15 protein-coding genes and 1 pseudogene are annotated in these 19,745 nt (G+C 28.0%); 3 read left to right on the top strand and 13 right to left on the bottom strand.

What is annotated here, in order from left to right; translation table 11 throughout:
- Both ACRDBA_RS09115 and ACRDBA_RS09110 read left to right on the top strand, forming a co-directional pair.
- Positions 1-272, top strand: a 272-nt coding sequence (locus tag ACRDBA_RS09115) for an RNA polymerase sigma factor (protein ID WP_438572610.1), incomplete at its 5' end; no start/stop codon positions are given.
- Positions 265-939: a hypothetical protein gene (locus ACRDBA_RS09110; protein ID WP_438572609.1), complete on the top strand. Its 675-nt coding sequence runs from the start codon at positions 265-267 to the stop codon at positions 937-939. The genes ACRDBA_RS09115 and ACRDBA_RS09110, both read left to right, overlap by 8 nt.
- Positions 940-1,070: 131 nt before the next feature.
- On the opposite strand, the gene ACRDBA_RS09105 is transcribed toward ACRDBA_RS09110, so the two are convergent.
- Positions 1,071-2,522: a leucyl aminopeptidase gene (locus tag ACRDBA_RS09105; RefSeq protein ID WP_438572608.1), complete on the bottom strand. Its 1,452-nt coding sequence runs from the start codon at positions 2,520-2,522 to the stop codon at positions 1,071-1,073.
- Positions 2,523-2,988: 466 nt separating this feature from the next.
- Between ACRDBA_RS09105 and ACRDBA_RS09100 the strand changes: the two genes are divergently transcribed.
- Positions 2,989-3,987, top strand: coding sequence for a DUF4003 family protein (locus ACRDBA_RS09100; RefSeq protein ID WP_438572607.1), 999 nt, complete (start codon positions 2,989-2,991; stop codon positions 3,985-3,987).
- Between the two features lie 157 nt (positions 3,988-4,144).
- On the opposite strand, the gene ACRDBA_RS09095 is transcribed toward ACRDBA_RS09100, so the two are convergent.
- The 12 genes and pseudogenes from ACRDBA_RS09095 to ACRDBA_RS09040 all read right to left on the bottom strand — a co-directional run bounded on the left by ACRDBA_RS09095 (position 4,145) and on the right by ACRDBA_RS09040 (position 19,233).
- Positions 4,145-8,836 (bottom strand): right-handed parallel beta-helix repeat-containing protein, encoded by a 4,692-nt coding sequence (locus ACRDBA_RS09095; RefSeq protein WP_438572606.1) that lies wholly within the window; start codon positions 8,834-8,836, stop codon positions 4,145-4,147.
- A 277-nt stretch (positions 8,837-9,113) separates the two neighbouring features.
- Positions 9,114-9,560: an NAD(+)--rifampin ADP-ribosyltransferase gene (gene arr, locus ACRDBA_RS09090; protein ID WP_438572605.1), complete on the bottom strand. Its 447-nt coding sequence runs from the start codon at positions 9,558-9,560 to the stop codon at positions 9,114-9,116.
- A 367-nt stretch (positions 9,561-9,927) separates the two neighbouring features.
- Entirely contained in the window at positions 9,928-10,374 is a 447-nt protein-coding gene (locus tag ACRDBA_RS09085) for a hypothetical protein (protein ID WP_438572604.1), read from the bottom strand.
- Entirely contained in the window at positions 10,367-10,822 is a 456-nt protein-coding gene (locus ACRDBA_RS09080) for a DUF3990 domain-containing protein (RefSeq protein WP_438572603.1), read from the bottom strand. Before ACRDBA_RS09080 ends, ACRDBA_RS09085 begins: the two co-directional genes overlap by 8 nt.
- A 359-nt stretch (positions 10,823-11,181) precedes the next feature.
- A pseudogene (locus tag ACRDBA_RS09075) lies at positions 11,182-11,367 on the bottom strand (ATPase); the annotation flags it as partial.
- Between the two features lies 1 nt (position 11,368).
- On the bottom strand, positions 11,369-11,533 hold the full coding sequence (locus ACRDBA_RS09070; protein WP_438572602.1) for a hypothetical protein: 165 nt from the start codon (positions 11,531-11,533) through the stop codon (positions 11,369-11,371).
- Between the two features lie 106 nt (positions 11,534-11,639).
- Positions 11,640-13,622, bottom strand: coding sequence for an NEAT domain-containing protein (locus ACRDBA_RS09065; protein WP_438572601.1), 1,983 nt, complete (start codon positions 13,620-13,622; stop codon positions 11,640-11,642).
- Positions 13,623-13,692: 70 nt separating this feature from the next.
- Positions 13,693-14,016 (bottom strand): hypothetical protein, encoded by a 324-nt coding sequence (locus ACRDBA_RS09060; RefSeq protein WP_438572600.1) that lies wholly within the window; start codon positions 14,014-14,016, stop codon positions 13,693-13,695.
- A 104-nt stretch (positions 14,017-14,120) separates the two neighbouring features.
- Positions 14,121-14,525 (bottom strand): YbaN family protein, encoded by a 405-nt coding sequence (locus ACRDBA_RS09055; RefSeq protein ID WP_438572599.1) that lies wholly within the window; start codon positions 14,523-14,525, stop codon positions 14,121-14,123.
- Positions 14,526-14,666: 141 nt separating this feature from the next.
- Entirely contained in the window at positions 14,667-14,969 is a 303-nt protein-coding gene (locus ACRDBA_RS09050; protein WP_438572598.1) for a nitrous oxide-stimulated promoter family protein, read from the bottom strand.
- 795 nt (positions 14,970-15,764) lie between these two features.
- Positions 15,765-17,435 (bottom strand): amino acid ABC transporter ATP-binding/permease protein, encoded by a 1,671-nt coding sequence (locus ACRDBA_RS09045; RefSeq protein ID WP_438572597.1) that lies wholly within the window; start codon positions 17,433-17,435, stop codon positions 15,765-15,767.
- Between the two features lies 1 nt (position 17,436).
- Positions 17,437-19,233: an ABC transporter ATP-binding protein/permease gene (locus ACRDBA_RS09040; protein WP_438572596.1), complete on the bottom strand. Its 1,797-nt coding sequence runs from the start codon at positions 19,231-19,233 to the stop codon at positions 17,437-17,439.
- Positions 19,234-19,745: the final 512 nt, after the last annotated feature.

Below are 19,745 nucleotides of genomic sequence, written 5' to 3'. Positions count from 1 at the left end.
ATATTTTAAGTAGCTCTTGGTCATCAAAAGTAACTTGCTTAGATGATTTATCTTATTTTCAAGAACAAAAAGAAAACTATAAATTATTACAAGAAATACTTGAACTCCCCCCAAAATATAAGCTACCAATTTACTTATTTTATTACGAAGGATACAGTACTGAGGAAATTTCTAAAATTTTAGATATGAACTCTTCAACTGTAAGATCTAATTTACATAGGGGTAGAAAATTATTAAAAAACCTCTTAGAAAGTGGTGATAGAATTGAATGATGAAAAAATCAAAGATATATTCGATAATATAAAAGCTGACGATTTAACGAAAGCTCGAATGTTAAAAAATATTGAAGAGCAAGCAAAAAAAGAACTTTTAGATAATGAAAGGAAGGAATTACTTATGAGTTATAAAAAAATAGGAGCTTTAGCAGCATCTGCATTGATTTTAATAGGTGGACTAACATTATACAATATTAAAAGTAATACTTTAAATCCTCAAGATCCAGCTTCATATCAACCTCCAGTTGGTGAAGAGTATGTTCCTGATAAAGAATTTAATAATTTAAATTTAGAAGCTTTATATGGAAATGTTTCTAAAATAGAAATAAAAAATCACACCAATGATACTTCATTTAAAACAATATCTAATGAAAATACTATAAATAATATAGTAAAATTAGTTCAAACTGCAACAGTAAAGGATATGACAGATGAGGTTTATGAAAAAATTGCAACTTCACAAGCTGAGGGAAATAGTGTAACAGTAAGCTTCATATTAAATGATGGTACAGTATCTTCTACAAGAGTAAATCTTGATTTAAATATAATTTCTATAAATGATGCTTATAACGATGTATCTAGTGAATTAATAGATGAATTAACGAAAGAATTAAGTTCTATTCCAAACCTTAATGATATAAATAAGCCATCTCAAGGAATGTAGTTATATAAATATCTAATAATACTTCCTTTAGAATCATTTATCCTACTTAAGACTAAATAAAATCTAATAAAAAGCACTAGCATCCTTCTTGGATGTAGTGCTTCTTTTATTAATATTAAAATTTAATTATTTTATTTTGAATGCTTACATACATGTTTTACAACAAGCTCATATAATGTTTTAACAGGTGCTCCTGTTCCACCCTTAGGTGTACAATCATTACCACTATCTGTCCAAGAAGTTCCTGCTATATCTAAATGTAACCAAGGCTTATCTTGTACAAACTCTTCTATAAACATACCAGCTGTAATTGTTCCTGCATTACGTCCACCAGTATTTTTAAGTTCTGCCACACTTCCCTTATATAACTTTTTAAAGCACTTATTATTTGGAAGTCTCCAGAAGTTTTCTCCACTTCTCTTTGCTGCTACTAATAACTCATCATAAAAAGCATCATCATTACTTATTACACCAGTTATATCTTCTCCTAAAGCTACTAATACAGCTCCAGTAAGCGTTGCTACATCTACTACCTTATCTACATTTTCTTTTTCAATAATATAAGTAATAGCATCAACTAAAGTTAATCTTCCTTCTGCATCTGTATTTATTACTTCTATAGTTTTTCCTGCCATAGAACCTATAATATCTCCTGGTTTATAGCTTCCACCTGAAATTGCATTTTCACAAGCAGCTACTACAGCTACAACATTTTTTTGCACCTTATTTTTTGCTAATGCTTGCATTGTTCCAATAACAGCAGCTGCTCCACCCATATCACTTTTCATAGTGTCCATAGATGTTGATGGTTTAAGAGAATATCCACCTGTATCAAAAGTAAGGCCCTTACCTACAAGACCTATTCTTTCATCACTATCTGAATTACCCATGTATCTCATAACTATTAACTTAGGCTTATGAACAGATCCTTTTCCTACTTCTAAAAATGCCTTCATTCCTAGTTTTTCTATTTCACTTTCATTAAATACTTCTACTTCAAATCCACTTTCTTTTCCAACTAAAACAGCCTTATCTGCTAAAGTTTCTGGATATAATATGTTAGCAGGTTCATTTACAAGATCACGAGCTAAAATTACTCCGTCAATAACATTTACAGCTTCTTCAATCTTCTTTGACATTTTTTCTAATTTTTCCTTTGGTGCATCTAATATAGTTACCTCTGGATTATAGCTTTCTTTACCCTTATTATATTTGCTAAACTTATAACCTGATAATTTTACGCCTTCTACTATAGCCTTTGTAACGCCACCAGTGCATAACCCTTTAGCCTTTGTAAAGTAAATACCAATATTCTCTACATTTAACTTTTCAGCTTGTTTTATAGCTTTAGCAATTGAGTTTACAAAGTCTTCTCTTTCTAAATCTTCATATTTGCCTAGACCTACAAAAATTTCATAATTAAAATCTTCAGTAGTTCTATAAAAAATTTGCTCACTTTTTCCTTCAAATACTTTCTTTGATTTTAATTTTTCTAATATATCATTATTTGTTTCGCCATCCTCATATACTAAAGTTATAGTACATTGTAATGTATCGACACTTGAATCTTTTACTTTTATCATCTCAAAACCTCTCCTTTATTAATTAATAATTATTATTAATATAATATCACACTTTTTATAATTTATTAATAATTCTTACAATATTTTATTATATTTGCTTTATTATACAATATAACAAATTAATTTTGTTTCTTAGTAGTATTACCTTTATAAAATAGTATAAACACTTATTACTTTTTCATAATTAATCTAATGATATGATTTTATATATTTATTATGACTTCTAAATGCTTAGATTATATTTTTTTTGTAAATACCATAACCTAATTTATATATTTTAAATAAATAGAGTTCTACACTTCAGATAAATGTTGATTTAGTTTACTTAACAAAAATAATTTGTAAGATATATAAAACATTTCTTAGGAAATAACCGTGAATAATGTAAATGAATAAGTTTTAAAACCTCTTGTAAAAAGTTATATAATACCTTATAATAAAGTAAATAATATGAGAGGTGTTAAAAATGGTTGATAATAAAGTAAATTTATTTTTAGAAAATAATAAGTCATTAGAATCTGTAAAAGGTTCTTGGGGAATGTATGGGTTTCAAATAAAGAGCAATGCATTAATTTGCACTATGAGAAATCAAAAAATTGATAGTGATAAAATTAACTCTGCATTAGATTTAATAAAAAATAATACTTCAATGTTTTCAAACTTTAGAGGACTTAATAAGCTTACTACAGCTATTACAATCTCTTCAGAAATTAATATGGAAGAAAGCTTAATAGAAATTATATCTATTTATAATAAATTAAAAGAAAAATTTTATAGTAGTGAACACTTAGTAATTGCAGCACAGGTAATTTTTAATGCAAGATTTAGAGTAAATATTGATGATGCAGTTAAAAATACTAGAACGGCTTATGATTATATGAAAAAACATCATGCATTTTTAACTGGTAATGAGGATATAGTAAATGCAGCTATAATAGCTACAACATCTACTGACTTAGAATCAACATTTAATGATATAGAAGAAATTTATAAATACTTAAAAGATAATAGAATATCTTCAGGCAATAATATGCAATCATTATCCCATATTTTATCTTTAATAAATTTACCATCAAAAGAAAAATGTACTGCTGTTTTAGAAATGAAAAATATATTAAAGGAAAAGAAGGTTCCATTAAACCAATACTATACCCCCCTTCTTGGAATAATATCTTTTTTAAGTGATGATAAAAGAGGCTTTGCAGATAATATTGTAGATGTAAGTATGAATTTAAAAAAGGAAAAAGGATTTGGAACTTTTTCTTTAGGTAGTGACTTTAGAAATATGCTTTCAGCTGCATTAGTATCTATTGATTATCTAGATGTTTTAGACAATGATATAAAAGAAAATCTTATAAATAATACTAGCAATATATCATTAACTATAGTTTTAGCTATTCAAACAGCTATATATATTTCTTCAATTGCAGCAACATCAGCAGCAGTTGCAAGTTCTTCATCTTAATCTTTAGTATCATAACACTCCCTTTAACATAAATAAGATAGCTTTAGTTAAATAATTTCTTATCTACAAACTAAAACTATCTTATTTTTATATCCAAATTAATATTTTTTATTAGTTATACTAGATACTATGCAATCAACTATTTATAATTGTTAAATTAAAGTCCTAATATTCTATTTGTAATAAACTCTACTTCATAAATACTTACTTTTCCATCAAGATTAATATCAGATTTTACGCTAAGCGGTATATTAATATCAACACTTCCTTGATACTTACTAACTATAGCTAAATCTGAAATATCTATAACACCATTATTATTAATATCACCAGTTTTTGACGTTATCAATAACTTATTAAAAGTCTCTATACCCCTTTTAATCTCATCTATTGCATTAGTTATTTCTTCATATGATGCATCTTCTTTATTATAAATAAGATCTGCATTTTCAACACTCTTCTTTAAGTTATCAATTGCTCCTATATGATATTGACCAATTTCTATCCCCTCTATAGAGTTCTTAGTTAACTCATCTGCAAAATCAATTATATCTTTTAAATTAGCTTTGCTATTATATTCATTGACTCTAAAAGAATATATTTCTACATAAGTTCTATGTGCTTCTGTAGACTGATCATTGCCATTAACTCCCAATACAGTTATTTCAACCTTATGCTTACCACTCTTTAAATTTTTATTACTATATAACACTGTATCAACAACTCTAGTAGGTGAATAGCAGTTTATAATTTCATCTACTTCTACATTTCCATTGCCATCAGTTATAATTACTTGAGCAAGTCCATGGTCATTAGCTGTTACTCCATACCATTCAAATTCATTTCCTTCAAATTCAAATTCTACATTTGCACCATTATGATATGCATCTACAGATTTACTATTTGGCCTTATTTGCCAAAGTCCATTTCCTCCATCTCTATTTCCTCCATCTGGAGTTTTATTATTATCAGTATATATTTTTATCCTTGTACTATCATTTCCTAACACTGTAGTTTTTTGATACACTAACACTAGTTCATTTATAGCTGTAGTTAATCTATCTACAACATCATCAACCTGTGCTTGTGATGAATTGCTATCTTTCATAATATCTTGAGCTTCTATTAACACCATACTTAAATTTTGCCAACTTCTAAAAGTATAGTCATTTTCATTTTTACTTAAAGCCTCTTCTATCTTATCTCTTAAAGCTTTTTTGTTAACAATTGATTCTTCTGAATTAATCGTTATAGTTGATTTTATTGCTTCCTTTCCAGCTTCATTAGATAAAGTAATATCTATATCTCCAGAAAAGCTATCAGGTAACTTAAAGGAAAATTGAATATCTCCATTTTTACTTACTTCTTTTTGCCCTACCCCTAGGATATTTTCCTTTTTAATATCTTCTTCTGATAAATTAATTAATACTGAAGTTTGTGTCTTAGGTTTAAAACTCTTGCTATTAATAGTTAATATTTTTGTTTTACTATCATATAAAACAGTTAAATCTTCACTATTTTTAACATTATTATTTATAATGTTTAAAGTTGTATTTCCTCGCAACTCAAAGCTATCAGTTAATGGCTTCATATTATCTAAATTCTCTACAAACATAACTTTAAAAACCTTATTATCTACATCTGCTGGTAAAGTATATTTGCTTGTAAGGTCATTTTTTTTACCCTTCTCCACAAATATATCCTCTATAATAACATCTTCTATCTCTATAGCTTCGCCATCTTTATGCATTAATAAAATAGCCTTTAAATTAACATCTTTTTCAGAGATATTTTCAATAGGGATATTTATATCTATAACTTTAGATGGAGCTAAAACTTCAACTCCTCCAAATGTAGTAGCTCCCATAACTACACCTATAGAAGACTCACTAAAGTCATATTCTGTTATCTTAAATCCATCAACAATGAAATATGGCTTACTAATATCTTCTTCTTTATTAATAGCTTTTAATGTGTACTCACCTTTTGGTAGTACTGGTGACTTATATACAACCTGTCCATCTAAACTTTGAACATTTCTATAACAATCTATTAACTCACTTGTTACTTCATTGTTAGTAGCTTTATCTATAATCGAAACTAACACCTTACCTTGATTATTTGCAACTCTATTTATATACTCTATTTCCCCATGATTTTCTAAAGCAAAGTCAAATTCGAAATAAGTAGTATCTTTAGGTGCCCCCTTGCTAAACATTAAATCTTCTTCTATACAATTTGTTGTATAGTTTGCTTCTGAATAGCTTTCCCAATTTGAATTTTCAAAGAATCTTGTTGTTGTTTTATTAGCATTTATAATCCTATTACCTTCAATAGGTTTAGCATAACTTATAGTATGATTTTTTTGTGCTCTAACAACACCTAATGATACTATTTCTTCTTGTTGAATTTTACTATATTCTGTGTAGAATGTAGGTTTAGTTCCTAACTTTATACCATTAACAGATTTTATTATATCTAGTGTTCTAAACCCTAATTTATATGCAATTGAATCTTCTGGTACATTTTCAAAATAAACACCATTATAATCACTTGTTCCTGTTGCTGATAAAATTGCATCATCATATATAGCAGTTGTAGTTGCACCTAACCATGATTCTCTTTTTACCTTATCTAGTGCCTCTCCATTATCTGCTTGTACTTTTTCATAATTAGGAGATTTACACTCTGCCCCTGGCTTTCCAAAGTTATTCATATCAAAGTTTACAAAACCAATCTGCTCCATACCTGCTTCATTAGTTACTGTATAATCATTATTTGCTGGATCTTTAAACATAGGGTCCATATCACCCATTATACTATTTAAATCGTATTTATTATTTTTCCAATAACCTGGAGTTGTTATTTTAGCTTCTAAATCATAGAACCAATTTTTATCAATTGTATTATCCGCTCTAGACATAGTTTGTTGGTCATTTGGAATAATACTATATGGATTTGTTCTAATTACTATATTTTTTTCTACTAAATCTCTACTATTTTCATGAGGAACATGAATATCTAGTACACCATTCTTTTGATTTGGTCCACCAACTATAATATTGTTATATACTTTTCTATTAAAACCTTCTCTAAGCTTAATTCCTATACCAAGTAATAAATTATCGTATATTTCATAATTAGTAGAACCATCATCTAAATCTATACCAAATGAATGTATATCACTTGAATGATGCATACGGTTATTATAAATTTTAGTTGTTTGATATGCATCTATCTCTGCAAATTCTCTTTTAGCTGCTCCATTTCCTCCAGATGTGTTAAAACCACCTAAAGACCAATATCTATCTCTTCCCCATGAATTAAATTGCCCATGATCCTCTGTTTCTCTCTGACAATCATAAATATCATTATATGCAATACTATGTCCACCAAAAGTACCATCATTAACATTTATACCTGATCTTGCACTTTTGTGTATTGTATTATTTACAACACTTATTCTTGAACTAACAGAAATATTAACACCACAAGATTGTTTTTCATATATACCTATATTCTCCATATGGTTTCTTGAAATAGTAATATCTTTAGGATAATATTCTGCTTTTGGTCCTACAGTCTTATCATCAATTGTTGTCTTGTGAACTGTAAGTTCTGGATAATATTTATGCTCCCAAAATGAAGGTTCCCTTGTTGATTCTGGTAATCCTACTACTTGTATAGATGATGCTCCAGCATTAATAAATTCATTGTTATCTATTAAATGACCTGAGTTATATCCACTAATAAATACTCCATTTCCGCCAAAATCAATAAAATTTGAATTTGTTATTGATATATTTTCTGCATCTTGAATATATACCGCACCAGCTCTAACTACACACCAATCTCCACGCATAAGTGGTACATATTCTTTACTTTTATCTTCATCAACTGTAAACATTGTTCTTTTAGTTCCAAAGTAATCAAATCCATCAAACACTATATTCTTTATTTTTTCTCCGTCTTTTTCCCCTACAAATTTAATTAACTCTGTATTAACAGCACCTTCAAATACAGAATTATTAACATCTACTCCTACTTCGGGAAAGAAGTATAAATCACCAGTTTCATTATCATAAAACCACTCATTAGGTGCATCTAATTCTTCTAGTATATTTTCAACCATTATGCTTTCTGTGTGCATTCCATCACCACGATTATTGTCTCCAACCCATCTATAGTCTACACCTAAAGCATTATTAGGATTTTTACCAGTAATTATATATGAATTTCCTCCCCATTTTTTATCATGAAGAGCCCTAATGTAACCATTTATAGGATTACTCCAATTAGTAGACCTAGCCTTAATATCTCGTGCTGAAGCCATCCCATTTAAAGTAACGTCTTCTTGATAATTTGGATATCTAGCCATTATTTGTTTATCTCTATTTACAAATAACTCATCTATTCCTAATCCACTACCAACATTAGTTTTTAATATATCATCTTTATAAACTTCCCAATTATTAGCCTCTAAAACCTTTGCTCCTGAAAATTCTACCTTTTCATTTTCATATGATTTATAAGTGATTGGATTATCTTTAGATACTCCTGAATCTGTTGGATCTAATACAAATGGTTTATCTAAAAAGTAATTTCCCTCTCTAACATTAACTGTTATCTTACCATCAAATCCATCACTTAACTTTTCCCTAACCTCTTGTTGTGCTCTTTCTAAGGTAGCAAAAGGTTTATCTAAACTTCCCTCATTGTTATCGCTACCATCTTTAGATATATAAATATTTTCTACTTGGTTGTTCTCTGTGGCTTTAACAGGTGTAAACGTTGTGATGAGAAATAATGCTGTAGTTGCTGCCACCATCTTTTTCATTAATACATTCATCTAGAAATTCCCCCTTAAATTTTTATCAATAAGCCTTTTATACATTTACATTTCTAACTAGATTTCACCTCGCTTTTCACGTTTATTTTCTACCAAATTTTGTATATTGTTCATTTAATTTTACCTTTTTTTTACATTTTTATCAAGGTTATGTTTTAACTTAGTCCTTTTGTCATCTTTATATAAAAAAAGAAGTGACCTAATCACTTCTTTTAACATTTATACTTTATTCCTATTATTAAATATTTAACTCCTTATATTAACCATTACATATAATTTAGTCATTAATAGCTTCAATACCTTCACTTTTCAATTTACTTAAATTATCTTTCATAGCTTTAAGTAATTCTGGTGAATGACCTTCCCATTGACTTATCTCACCAATTACCTTCAATGGAAACCTTGTACGATAAGAACGTGTTGGATTTCCTGGAAATTTTTTATCAGTTAAATTAGGATCATCCTCAAAATCTCCAGTAGGTTCAACTATATAAATCCTTTGTGGACTATCTCCAAGAGCTAACTCTGCCCCCCAAATTGCCGCATCTAAAGTTGCTGTCATATAAACAAAATTTGCTTTCTTTCCACTACCATAATTAGATGAAAATCCAACCTTAATTAGATCCCCTATTTCAATATTTGCCTTTGTACCATGGTAAAATGGTCCCTTATCTAAACTCTTTTCTGATTTTACTTTAATAGCTTCTATATTTTTAATGCTCATACAACCACTCCTTACTCTTTATTATAGTTACATAATCTTAATATATATAAGCGTTAAAATACAGACTTATAATTATATTTTATACATGATATAATTAAATTGGAAAGAGATGTTGCTAATAAATGCAACATCTCTTTTTTACTATAAGATTAGTTTTAAAACATAATCTTTCATTCATTATTTAAAGATTTCAGTAAAGTTTATTGCTATTGCTATTGAAATTACTTATCTAAGTATAAAAATAAAGCTAAAAAATATTATCATTAAAAATATTTCTTAACTTTTTTATATAATCTTAGCCCTCACTATACCATAATTTAAAATTTTAAAGTTTCAGCAGAAACCATAATAAATATTATTTTTTGTATTATTCAAGTAATTCACCTTGTAAATATGAGTGCTTTAAATAATCAGGATTACTGTAATATACTGAAGAATTAAAGTCAGATATTTCATCACTAATAAATGAATTAAAAATTTCTATTATCTTATTAGATAGACTCTCCCCATCACTAATAGTGTCCGCTATTAACCTTTGATAAACCTTACCAATTGACTGAACACTAGGAGTATTATATTTACACATTTCAATAGTATCAAAGTTTCCTTCTTTAATATTAAAGAACTCTATAATTTCATCAGATACTTGTTCAAATGATAAACAATGGTTAACATCTGCAAGTTTTAATTGCCTTTCAATTTCATTGTTCCCTAAAATCTTAACAATATCTGATCTTCTAGTCTTTGTTTTTCTACCAATAAATTCAATAAGTGAACATACATAAAATAAATTATTCTTATCCGCACTAGTCACTAACTACTTCACCTCTTTCAAATCTTAAACAATCTAGTCCCTTTAAAGTGTGAAAGCTTATTTGATGTGTAGGATATTTAAACTTAGCCAATTCCCAAAATATATGTCTACTAATTTCACCGGCTAAGAAATCATTAACAAAATTCCACACTGTATCGTCAGCCATAGGACCTTCCACTATATCATAATCATGAATATATCCACTTCTACACTTTGCAATAAAATCTAGCCATTCATCATTCATCTCTTCAAATTTTAAAATCTTTAAATTAGTGCTTTCAATATATGTATAATAATTAATAGTCGGACTTTTTCTATTTCTTTGTGCCCATTTTTTAGCTTGCTCAAAATTATTAGTACAATAAAATCCCCATGAGAAATCTTTTGTGTACCTACTTTTTCTTATTTCTGGGAATTCAACAACCTCACTTGATGCATGATATAACATAAAAATATTCACCTCTTACTTTGCAACTATTTATTAATTTTATCATAATACTATGATTATAATCTATACTTCATCTAGTTAAATCCCTCTTTACATTTCACTCTTAACTTATTATAAGATAATTTATAAATATAACCTTACTTGGGATATATTATTTTTAGATAAAAAATTTACTCTTAACCAAGTAATATAAATGACTACTACTAAAAACCTCATTTACTTATGGTCGAATCTCTGTTATACACCCAACGGATATCCACTGGAATAATTTCCATATAGTGACTTTCTTGGATTTATAACAATTAATATAATTGACACTAATAAATATATTATTGAATAATATTTTATAAGCTCTATTAAATTAACTTCACTGCTTCTCTCGCACATTTTATTTGAATGTTATTATCTTGCCAAGATCCAAGCCTTGCAACCATTTCATCTGTATTTATTCTTTTCTCATTTAAATTTTCTTTATAATAAATAGATTTGTATATTGAAGTTTTTCCAGCTCCATTAACACCTGCAAATATAGTGTAATTTTTCATACTACTTACCTATAACTTTCATTTGTTCTCTTTGCAATATCATATTAGATAGCTCTGCATAAAAATCTTTTTCTTCTTTTGTTTTTGAATTTTGAAGCAATTCCATAAGCTCTGTGTATGAATATCTTGTAAATATTTCATATAGGTTATTATCCTTATTTTCCATATAAAATTCCTCCTAAAAAGTTCTATTTATATATTATTATATACCATAACTTAAAGATATTAAACCTACTACCATTTTGTTTTGCTTTTCAACACAAACTATAAGCTTACTCAGCTTTTACCTTATTTTTCTTTCTTCTTCTTATTATTGAATATATTATTCCTTCTAATAATAATGTAACTACTATTGTTACTAAAACTACCTTCATTACACTTACTTCTTTTACTTCTGGAGCTGAGAAGTTTGTTAATAATGTTTGATCGCTTTTTTCTTTATCTTTTATAGTTCCTTCTTCTATTAATATCTTTGTTTCTTCTAAAAGATCTACTCCAAAGTCTATATTCATTTTTACTGGTTTTATAAAGATATAAACTTGGATTTTATCATTTATATCTTTTATAGGAAATCTAAATGCCTTTATTCCTGCTTCATCATCACTTGCAACTATTGAATGTTCTACATCTTCTCCATTTACAGTAATTCTAAAGTTATCCATTGCATCAGTTCCTGAAAACTTAATTGTTAAATAAAGCTTCCCATCTATTTCTTCTAATATACTTATTTTATCTAGATATTTTCTAGCCATAGTTCTTCCCATTGTACTATCACTTAAAATATCATTTTCTATTGTATATTTTTTAAAGTATTCTTTTGCTTCTATTTCTTCAGATATTTTTTCTTCCTTTTTATCTTCTGATTTTTCTTCATCATTACTTATATTTAATGTAGTTTCTCCTGTAGCTAATGGCTTTTCTTTTTCACTTTCACTAATTATAGTTAATGTATTTTCTAAGAAATCTACTCCAAATGATATATCTCTTTCTATCATATTTATATAAGCACTTACTGTAACTGATGATGATATGTCCTTTACCTTAAACCTTATATCCATAGTACTTGCTGTTTTACGAATAACTTCATATTGTATGTTTTGTCCATCTACATTGACTCTTATATTACTCATAACATCCATTTGTGAAAATCCTAATGTAATATAATTTACACCATCTATCACTTCTAAATAAGATGTTTTAGCTACAGCACTTCTAGCAGCTCCATATCCAATTTGACTATCAGTAATTATTTCATTTTCTACACTATAAATTTTATAGCTATTATAATTTTCTGTATCTACTACTGGTGGTATAGTATCTGGCTTAACTTCTGGAGTTACATCTGGACTTGGATTAATTGTTGGTGGAATTGGGGTTGGATCTGGTGTTGGCGTAGGGTTAACTGGTGGTATCTCCCCCTCTACCTTTTGAAGTGTTTCCTCATTTAAAACTACTCTAAACTTAACATTCATAGCTCCTAGAACTGTTGTCCCTACTACAATGTCATCCTTTAATGATGATATTTCAAACTTTATATATAAATTATCACCTTCATTATTTACTACTTGAAAGGCTTTTTCTTCTCCATTTACAGTAACCTTATGATTTGCCATCATTGACTTACCTGTAAATCTTAAAGTTAAGTAAGTTTTATCTCCATTAAACTCAACATCACTTATATTATGAAGATATTTTCTAGCTACTGATTCCTTATCACTATCTATTTGAAGTGCATCATTTTCTATTGTGTATAATCCATCTTTATTCTCCTCTTCTGGAGCAAGTGGAATATCCTTTGTATCTAAAGTAACTCTAAAAGCTACCTTCATATTCATAAATCCTAAGTTTATTGTAGTTTCTACTTCTATATTATCTGTTAATGAATCTAAATTAAATTTAAGTACCCTTCCTAAGTCTCCCTTATCAGTTTCAGTATGACTTACCTCTTTTCCATTTACCTTTATCTTTGTATTACTCATTATATCTTTTTTATTTAATTCAATAGCTACCGATATTCCTTCATTAGTAATTGTAATAACACTTTCTTCTTCTACATACTTTCTAGCAGTAGAGTCCTCATCCTTATCTATTTTTAACACTCTATTTTTTACATTATAAACACCATTTTGATAGTTAGCTTCACTGTCTAACCTAATTTCTCTTTGTCCATTATAATCAATTGCACTAACCTTATTTGGAATATATCCTGTAATTATACTAGCTGCTAAAAGCAGAGTTAAAACCTTCTTTTTCATACTTCACCTCATAAAAATATCTAATGTACCCCTTGTACACTGACTTGATTTATTAATATTAAAAACTCTATTATAAAAATTTCACTGCTATAAATAAGTAAACAAAAAATGATATTGTAGATACTATATGTAACCTTCTATTTAACTTATAATCTTTCTTTATAAAATAACCTGTTCCTGAAATTAATAACATTACTATTGAAAAACCTAAATACTTAACTACATCTCCCTTTGAAACTATAGCTTGTATTAAAGCTCCAAACATAGCTAAAGTTGAAATTATTCCTGCTCCTATATGAAGCTTTAAGAATATCGGCTTTCTAACCTTAAATAACTTTGGTATATAATAAATTAATAATGATATCATAAAAAACATTGATGAAATTCTAGACATTTGTATTCTCCTTCGTAAATAAACTTTTAATCTAATAACAATTACACTTATATATTTATATCTAAGTACCTTACTTCTTTTCCCCTAATAAGCACTTCTAAACTTTAAATAATTTCCCCTTTAGCCTTTACCTTTTCTGGTTTTATAGTTTTAATTTTAAATATGAAATAATAGAATTTAAATAAAATTACTAACACTAAAACTATTTTTACCCACAGCTTATCAACAATTATTAACGGAAAGGCTATCATAAAATCTGCAAAAGCTAAAAGACAAACCTTTTGCTTTAAAGTCATAGCTCTTTCATTAACAAAGCTTTCTAAATGATTCTTATAAATCTTTGTCCCAATAAACCAATTATTAAATCTTTCTGATCCCCTAGCAAAACAATAAGACGCAAGTAATAAAAATGGTGTTGTCGGTAGTACCGGAAGTATTACCCCTATAGCACCTAATCCAAAAGCAATAAACCCTACTATTATATACATATATCTCTTTACTGAATTCATATCTAATCTCTCCTAACATTATCTAATTTGATTATATCTACAAAACTAAATCCCACTTTTAAAGTGCATTTAAAATATACTTTATCCCCTATAATAACATAAAGAGTATTTTAAATATATCTTTTACTTATTCACCCTTTACTAATAAAGCATATGTCGTATAAACTCCCCAGGTGCATATATTAATAATCTAGGTCCTGAAAACTTCATAACTTCCTTTACCTTTAGCTTCATATCCTTCTTATAGCAATGAATTGGACACTTTGCACAAGTAGTTTTTTCATCACCAAACTTACAAAAACTCAGTCTCTTATGAGCATATTGTAAAAGCTCATCACATTCTTCACATAAGCATTCCTTATTTCCATGCTTCTTTCTGCAATAAATCTTAATCATTAACTCAATAACTCTCTTTTCCCTTTCAACTCTTCCTAACCTTTTCATAAACACATCTCCTTATCTCAAAAAGATTTTGATAATCATTCTCATTTAATATTTAAAAATAAAGAGGAAATAATTCCTCATCTTTTGTTAATTCTTATATCTCGGTATGACCTTAAGTATTCTTCATCGTAATAATCTTACCCTTAACTCTACATAGTCTATAGATTTTCATTTGCTAGTCCTCATATTTTTAAGCGAAAGAAACATTTCAATAAGCTTTAGTATCTATTCCTTGTAGAAATTAACATTAGTAATTCCTCTCTCCTCCAGCAATAATCTTATATCTTAATCCACCCTCGACACATCTGCGCTTGTTCCACTGACTACCACCAAGCAATACAATAGTTTAAGTAGTTCTCTTAATGTATAAACCGTATTTTTGTAATAAAATTATTAGCAAGGTGTGTATCTTATGGAGTTCTAGAGTTTCATTATTACTGTAGATTAAATATCGTTAAGAAATTGTGTTGTCTGAGCGTAGCGAGTTACACAATTTTAGATATTTAATCGGAAGGAATAATAGAAACTTTCCTTAAAATAATTCCCCTTTACCTCGTAATAATCTTACTCTTAACTCCCCTAGTCTATAGATTTTCATTTGCTAGTCCGCATATTTTTAAGCGAAAGAAACATTTGAATAAGCTTTAGTATCTCATTTCTTCTGGAGTGAAAATAGCGTAAGTGGCTAAAATGTTTGAGCGTAGCGAGTTTTTTAGCCATAGCTATTTTCGCGGAAGAAGGAATAGAGATACTTAGCGAAATTCAACAGTTTCTGAAGCTTATAAAATATGTGGACTAGCTAAGTTGTAACTTAGACTTCTCAAGCTTGTAAGTCTTATTACAAATTGCAGTAGTTGACTTTCTGTGGGAAATCAAGATTATTGTTTTATCCTTACAGTTTTCTTTTATGGATTTTAGGATTTCACCTTCATTTAAGGTATCTAAGTTACTTGTTGGTTCATCTAAGATTAAGACATCTCCATTTCTTAAGAAGGCTCTTGCAAGTCCTATTCTTTGCTTTTCTCCTGAAGATAAGTTTCCTCCTAGTTCTCCAACTTTAGTCTTATATCCCTTTGGTAATGTTTCTATAAAGTTATGAATTGATGCCTTTTTAGCTGCTTCAATAACTTCCTCCATAGTTGCATCACTATTTCCTATTTTAATATTTTCTTCTATTGATTCATTAAATAAGTATGTTTCCTGACTTACTAATGTTTGTGTCTTTCTTAATGATTCTGTTTTTACTTCTTTTATATTTTTACTATCTAAAGTAACTTGTCCTGAATTAGCATCCCAGAATCTCATTATAAGTTTTATAAATGTACTTTTTCCTATTCCACTTTCTCCAATAAGGGCTATTTTATCTCCCTTTTGTATATCTATTGAAGTATTATCAAATATTTTTTCTTTTCTATTTGGATAGCTAAAGGTTACCCCTTCATATCCTATACTTTCACCAGTTACTTCTTCTCCAACCTTAACTTCTTCTACATGAGGTTCTTCATCTAAAAGCTCAAAGATTCTTTCTGCACAAGCAAATGTGTGAAGTAATGTATTTGAAAGGTTACTTAATGCAACAACTGGTCCAAATGATGATGCTATTATTACTATTCCAACTAACATCCATGTAAATGAAATATCTCCTATAGAATATTGATAGAATCCTACTCCTACAAATGTTAATATTGCTATCATAATAGTTATATCTGTTATAGCTCTTATAACACCTTCATGTTCTTTTATTTTATCTAAGCTATTATTTAATCTATGAGAATTTTTATTTATTGTGTTTAATCTTTCTTCTCCACCTTTAAATAATAAAACTTCTTTTAATCCTCTTAATGAATCTAATATATATGAATTACTTTCTCCAAATATATTTCTATATTCTACTCCTGCATCCTTTGCTAAAGCTGATGATGCATAAGGAATTACAAATCCTACTATTACAAAAAATACTATTGATAAAATACCAAACCAAGGATTTATCATAAATAATACTATTGAAATTATTGTATTAGTTACTATTGCTATTGCTATTGGAGCTATAGTATGTGCATAAAACACTTCTAAAAGCTCTATATCTGATGTTATTAAAGAAATTAAATTTCCTTTTTCTTTTCCTTCTAATTTAGCTGGTGCTAACTTTCTTAATACTGTAAATATCTTATCTCTTAAGATATATAATATTTTAAATGCAATATAATGTCCTGATAGCTGTTCTCCATATCTTAAGAAACCTCTTAAAAGAGCTGCTACTCCCATTACTACCATTGCTCCAGTAAAACTTATAAATGTAATATCTCCAATTAAAGTTCCTATTGCAATTGCACCAAAACTAGCTATTGAAATAGCTGCTAAAAATCCTAATATCCCCATAAATATAGTTATCATCATTATTGGAGCTAAAGGTTTAAGCTCAACTATTAATCTCTTCATTATTTGGAAGCCTGATCTTCTCTTCATATTAGCAAACCTCCCTTACTTCTTCTAATTGATTTTGATTTTTAACCATACTTGAATAATATCCATTAGCTTCTATTAAATCCTTATGATTTCCCTTTTCTACTAAGTTTCCTTTATTCATAACATATATTTCTTTTGCATCCTTAACATTTGCTAATCTATGAGATATAACTAAGATAGTCTTATCCTTTGAAAGCTCATAAATTGCTTCCCAAATGCTTTCTTCACTTTCTACATCAATATTTGAAGTAGCTTCATCAAATATTATCATGCTTCTATTTGCAAGGACTACTCTAGCTAATGCTAATCTTTGCTTTTGTCCACCTGATAAGTTGTTTCCACCTTCTCCAACATTAGTGCTTAATCCATCTTTTAATCCACTTACAAAATCATATAATCTTGCTGTTTTTAAAGCTTCTTCTATTTCATTCATAGATGCTTTTTTATTACCCATAAGTAAGTTATCTAATATAGTTCCATTAAATATATAACTATTAGTACTTACTAAAGCCATATTTTCATAAATACAATCTAAAGCTATATTTTCTATATTTATATTATTTAATGATATTTCACCCTTTGTTACCTTGTGATTATTTAATATTAATGATGCTATAGTAGATTTACCTGAACCACTTTCCCCTACTATTGCAACTAAACCACCTGGTGTAATATCCATATTTATATCTTTTAAAACTTCTCTTTCTCCATCATAGCTAAAGCTTACATCCTTTAAGCTTACAGAGATATTTTCAAATTTTGTTCCTTCTTCTACCTTTATATCCTTACTTCTTTCCTCTGCATCTAAAATACCAAACATTCTATCTGATGCTGCCATACCATTCATAGCAATGTGGAAGTATGATCCTAAAAGTCTTAATGGAATAAAGAATTCTGATGAAAGTAATATAATTATTATTAAGCTTCCTACTGGAATTTCTCCATTTCTAAATTGAATTAAAGCTACAATAGTTCCAGCTGCTGCTCCACCAAAAGCTACTAAATCCATAATAGTTATTGAATTAAGCTGCATGCTTAATACCTTCATTGTAATCTTTCTAAATGTTTCAGCTTCTTTATTCATTTTTTCGTGTCTTTCTTCATCAATATTAAATACTTTTAAAGTAGTTAATCCTTGTAGATTTTCTAAGAATGTTCCACCTAAGTCTGAATAACTTTTCCAATAATCCTTTAATATTCTCTTTGCAATTTTCATTATTGCAATTATTGAAGCTGGAATTAATGGAACACAAAGTATAAATACTAATGCTGCCTTAACTGATATAAAGCTCATAAAAACAAATAAAGTAACTGGAACTATAAGTGAATAAAAGAATTGTGATAAATACTTACCAAAGTAAATTTCTAATTGTTCTATTCCTTCTACCATAACTTGAACTACTGCTGAAGTACTTTCAACTGAGCTGTAGCCTGTCCCAAGTTTTAATAGCTTTTTATAAATTAATTCTCTTAAAGTAACTCTTGCATTAGATGATGCTAAATTAGAAAACTTAGCATATAAAATGTTGCAAGCATATCTAGTCCCTAATAAGAAAGCTATTATTACTAATGATAAAGTTAAAGATACATTTCCCCATACCTTAAACTCATTCATACCTGCTAAAATCCCATTAGCTAAACTTAATTTTTCTCCTAAGTATATCTTATTAATAAACTGTCCAATAAAAATTATTGTTAGTATATTACATATAACTGCAAACCAATTAACTAAGATAGTTAATCCAATATATTGCTTTGAATCCTTGCAAAGGTTAATTAACCTTTTATTAATCATCATAATATTATTCCTCCTATTGATTTATCATTTCAATTGATAATATTTATCAACAAAACTTATAATACACTAACTGATAATAATTATCAACTATTTTTTTAATATTTTTTATAACTTTTTACAATTACTCCGTATTTATTAATTCAATGGAATAAAAATACCTCGCAATATTATTTGAATATTCAGAAAATATGTAATGTATTTGTCATAAATATGATAAAATATAACTATACATTAATATTGAATCTAAACAGACTCCTAACCTTCAGTTTGAATTTTAACTCCAGCTGAAGATTAGAAAATGATTATCTAGGGGTGTGTCCGTTGTAATATTCCCTCCCGTGCATAAGGGAGTTATACAATTGCTAACCACCAGATAAACTTCAATTTCTTGTAATTAAGGTTTATGCATATCTAGTAATTTGTAATTATTAATCTACTTTATTTAATTAGAAATCTTTAAGGATGGTGTTATTAATGGAACAAATTAAAAGTGAAATTAGAAGAGCTAAAAA

Origin of the sequence: Clostridium sp., assembly GCF_051654825.1 — a bacterium.
GTDB lineage: Bacteria > Bacillota > Clostridia > Clostridiales > Clostridiaceae > Clostridium.
This window is presented reverse-complemented; position numbering and strand designations above follow the sequence as displayed.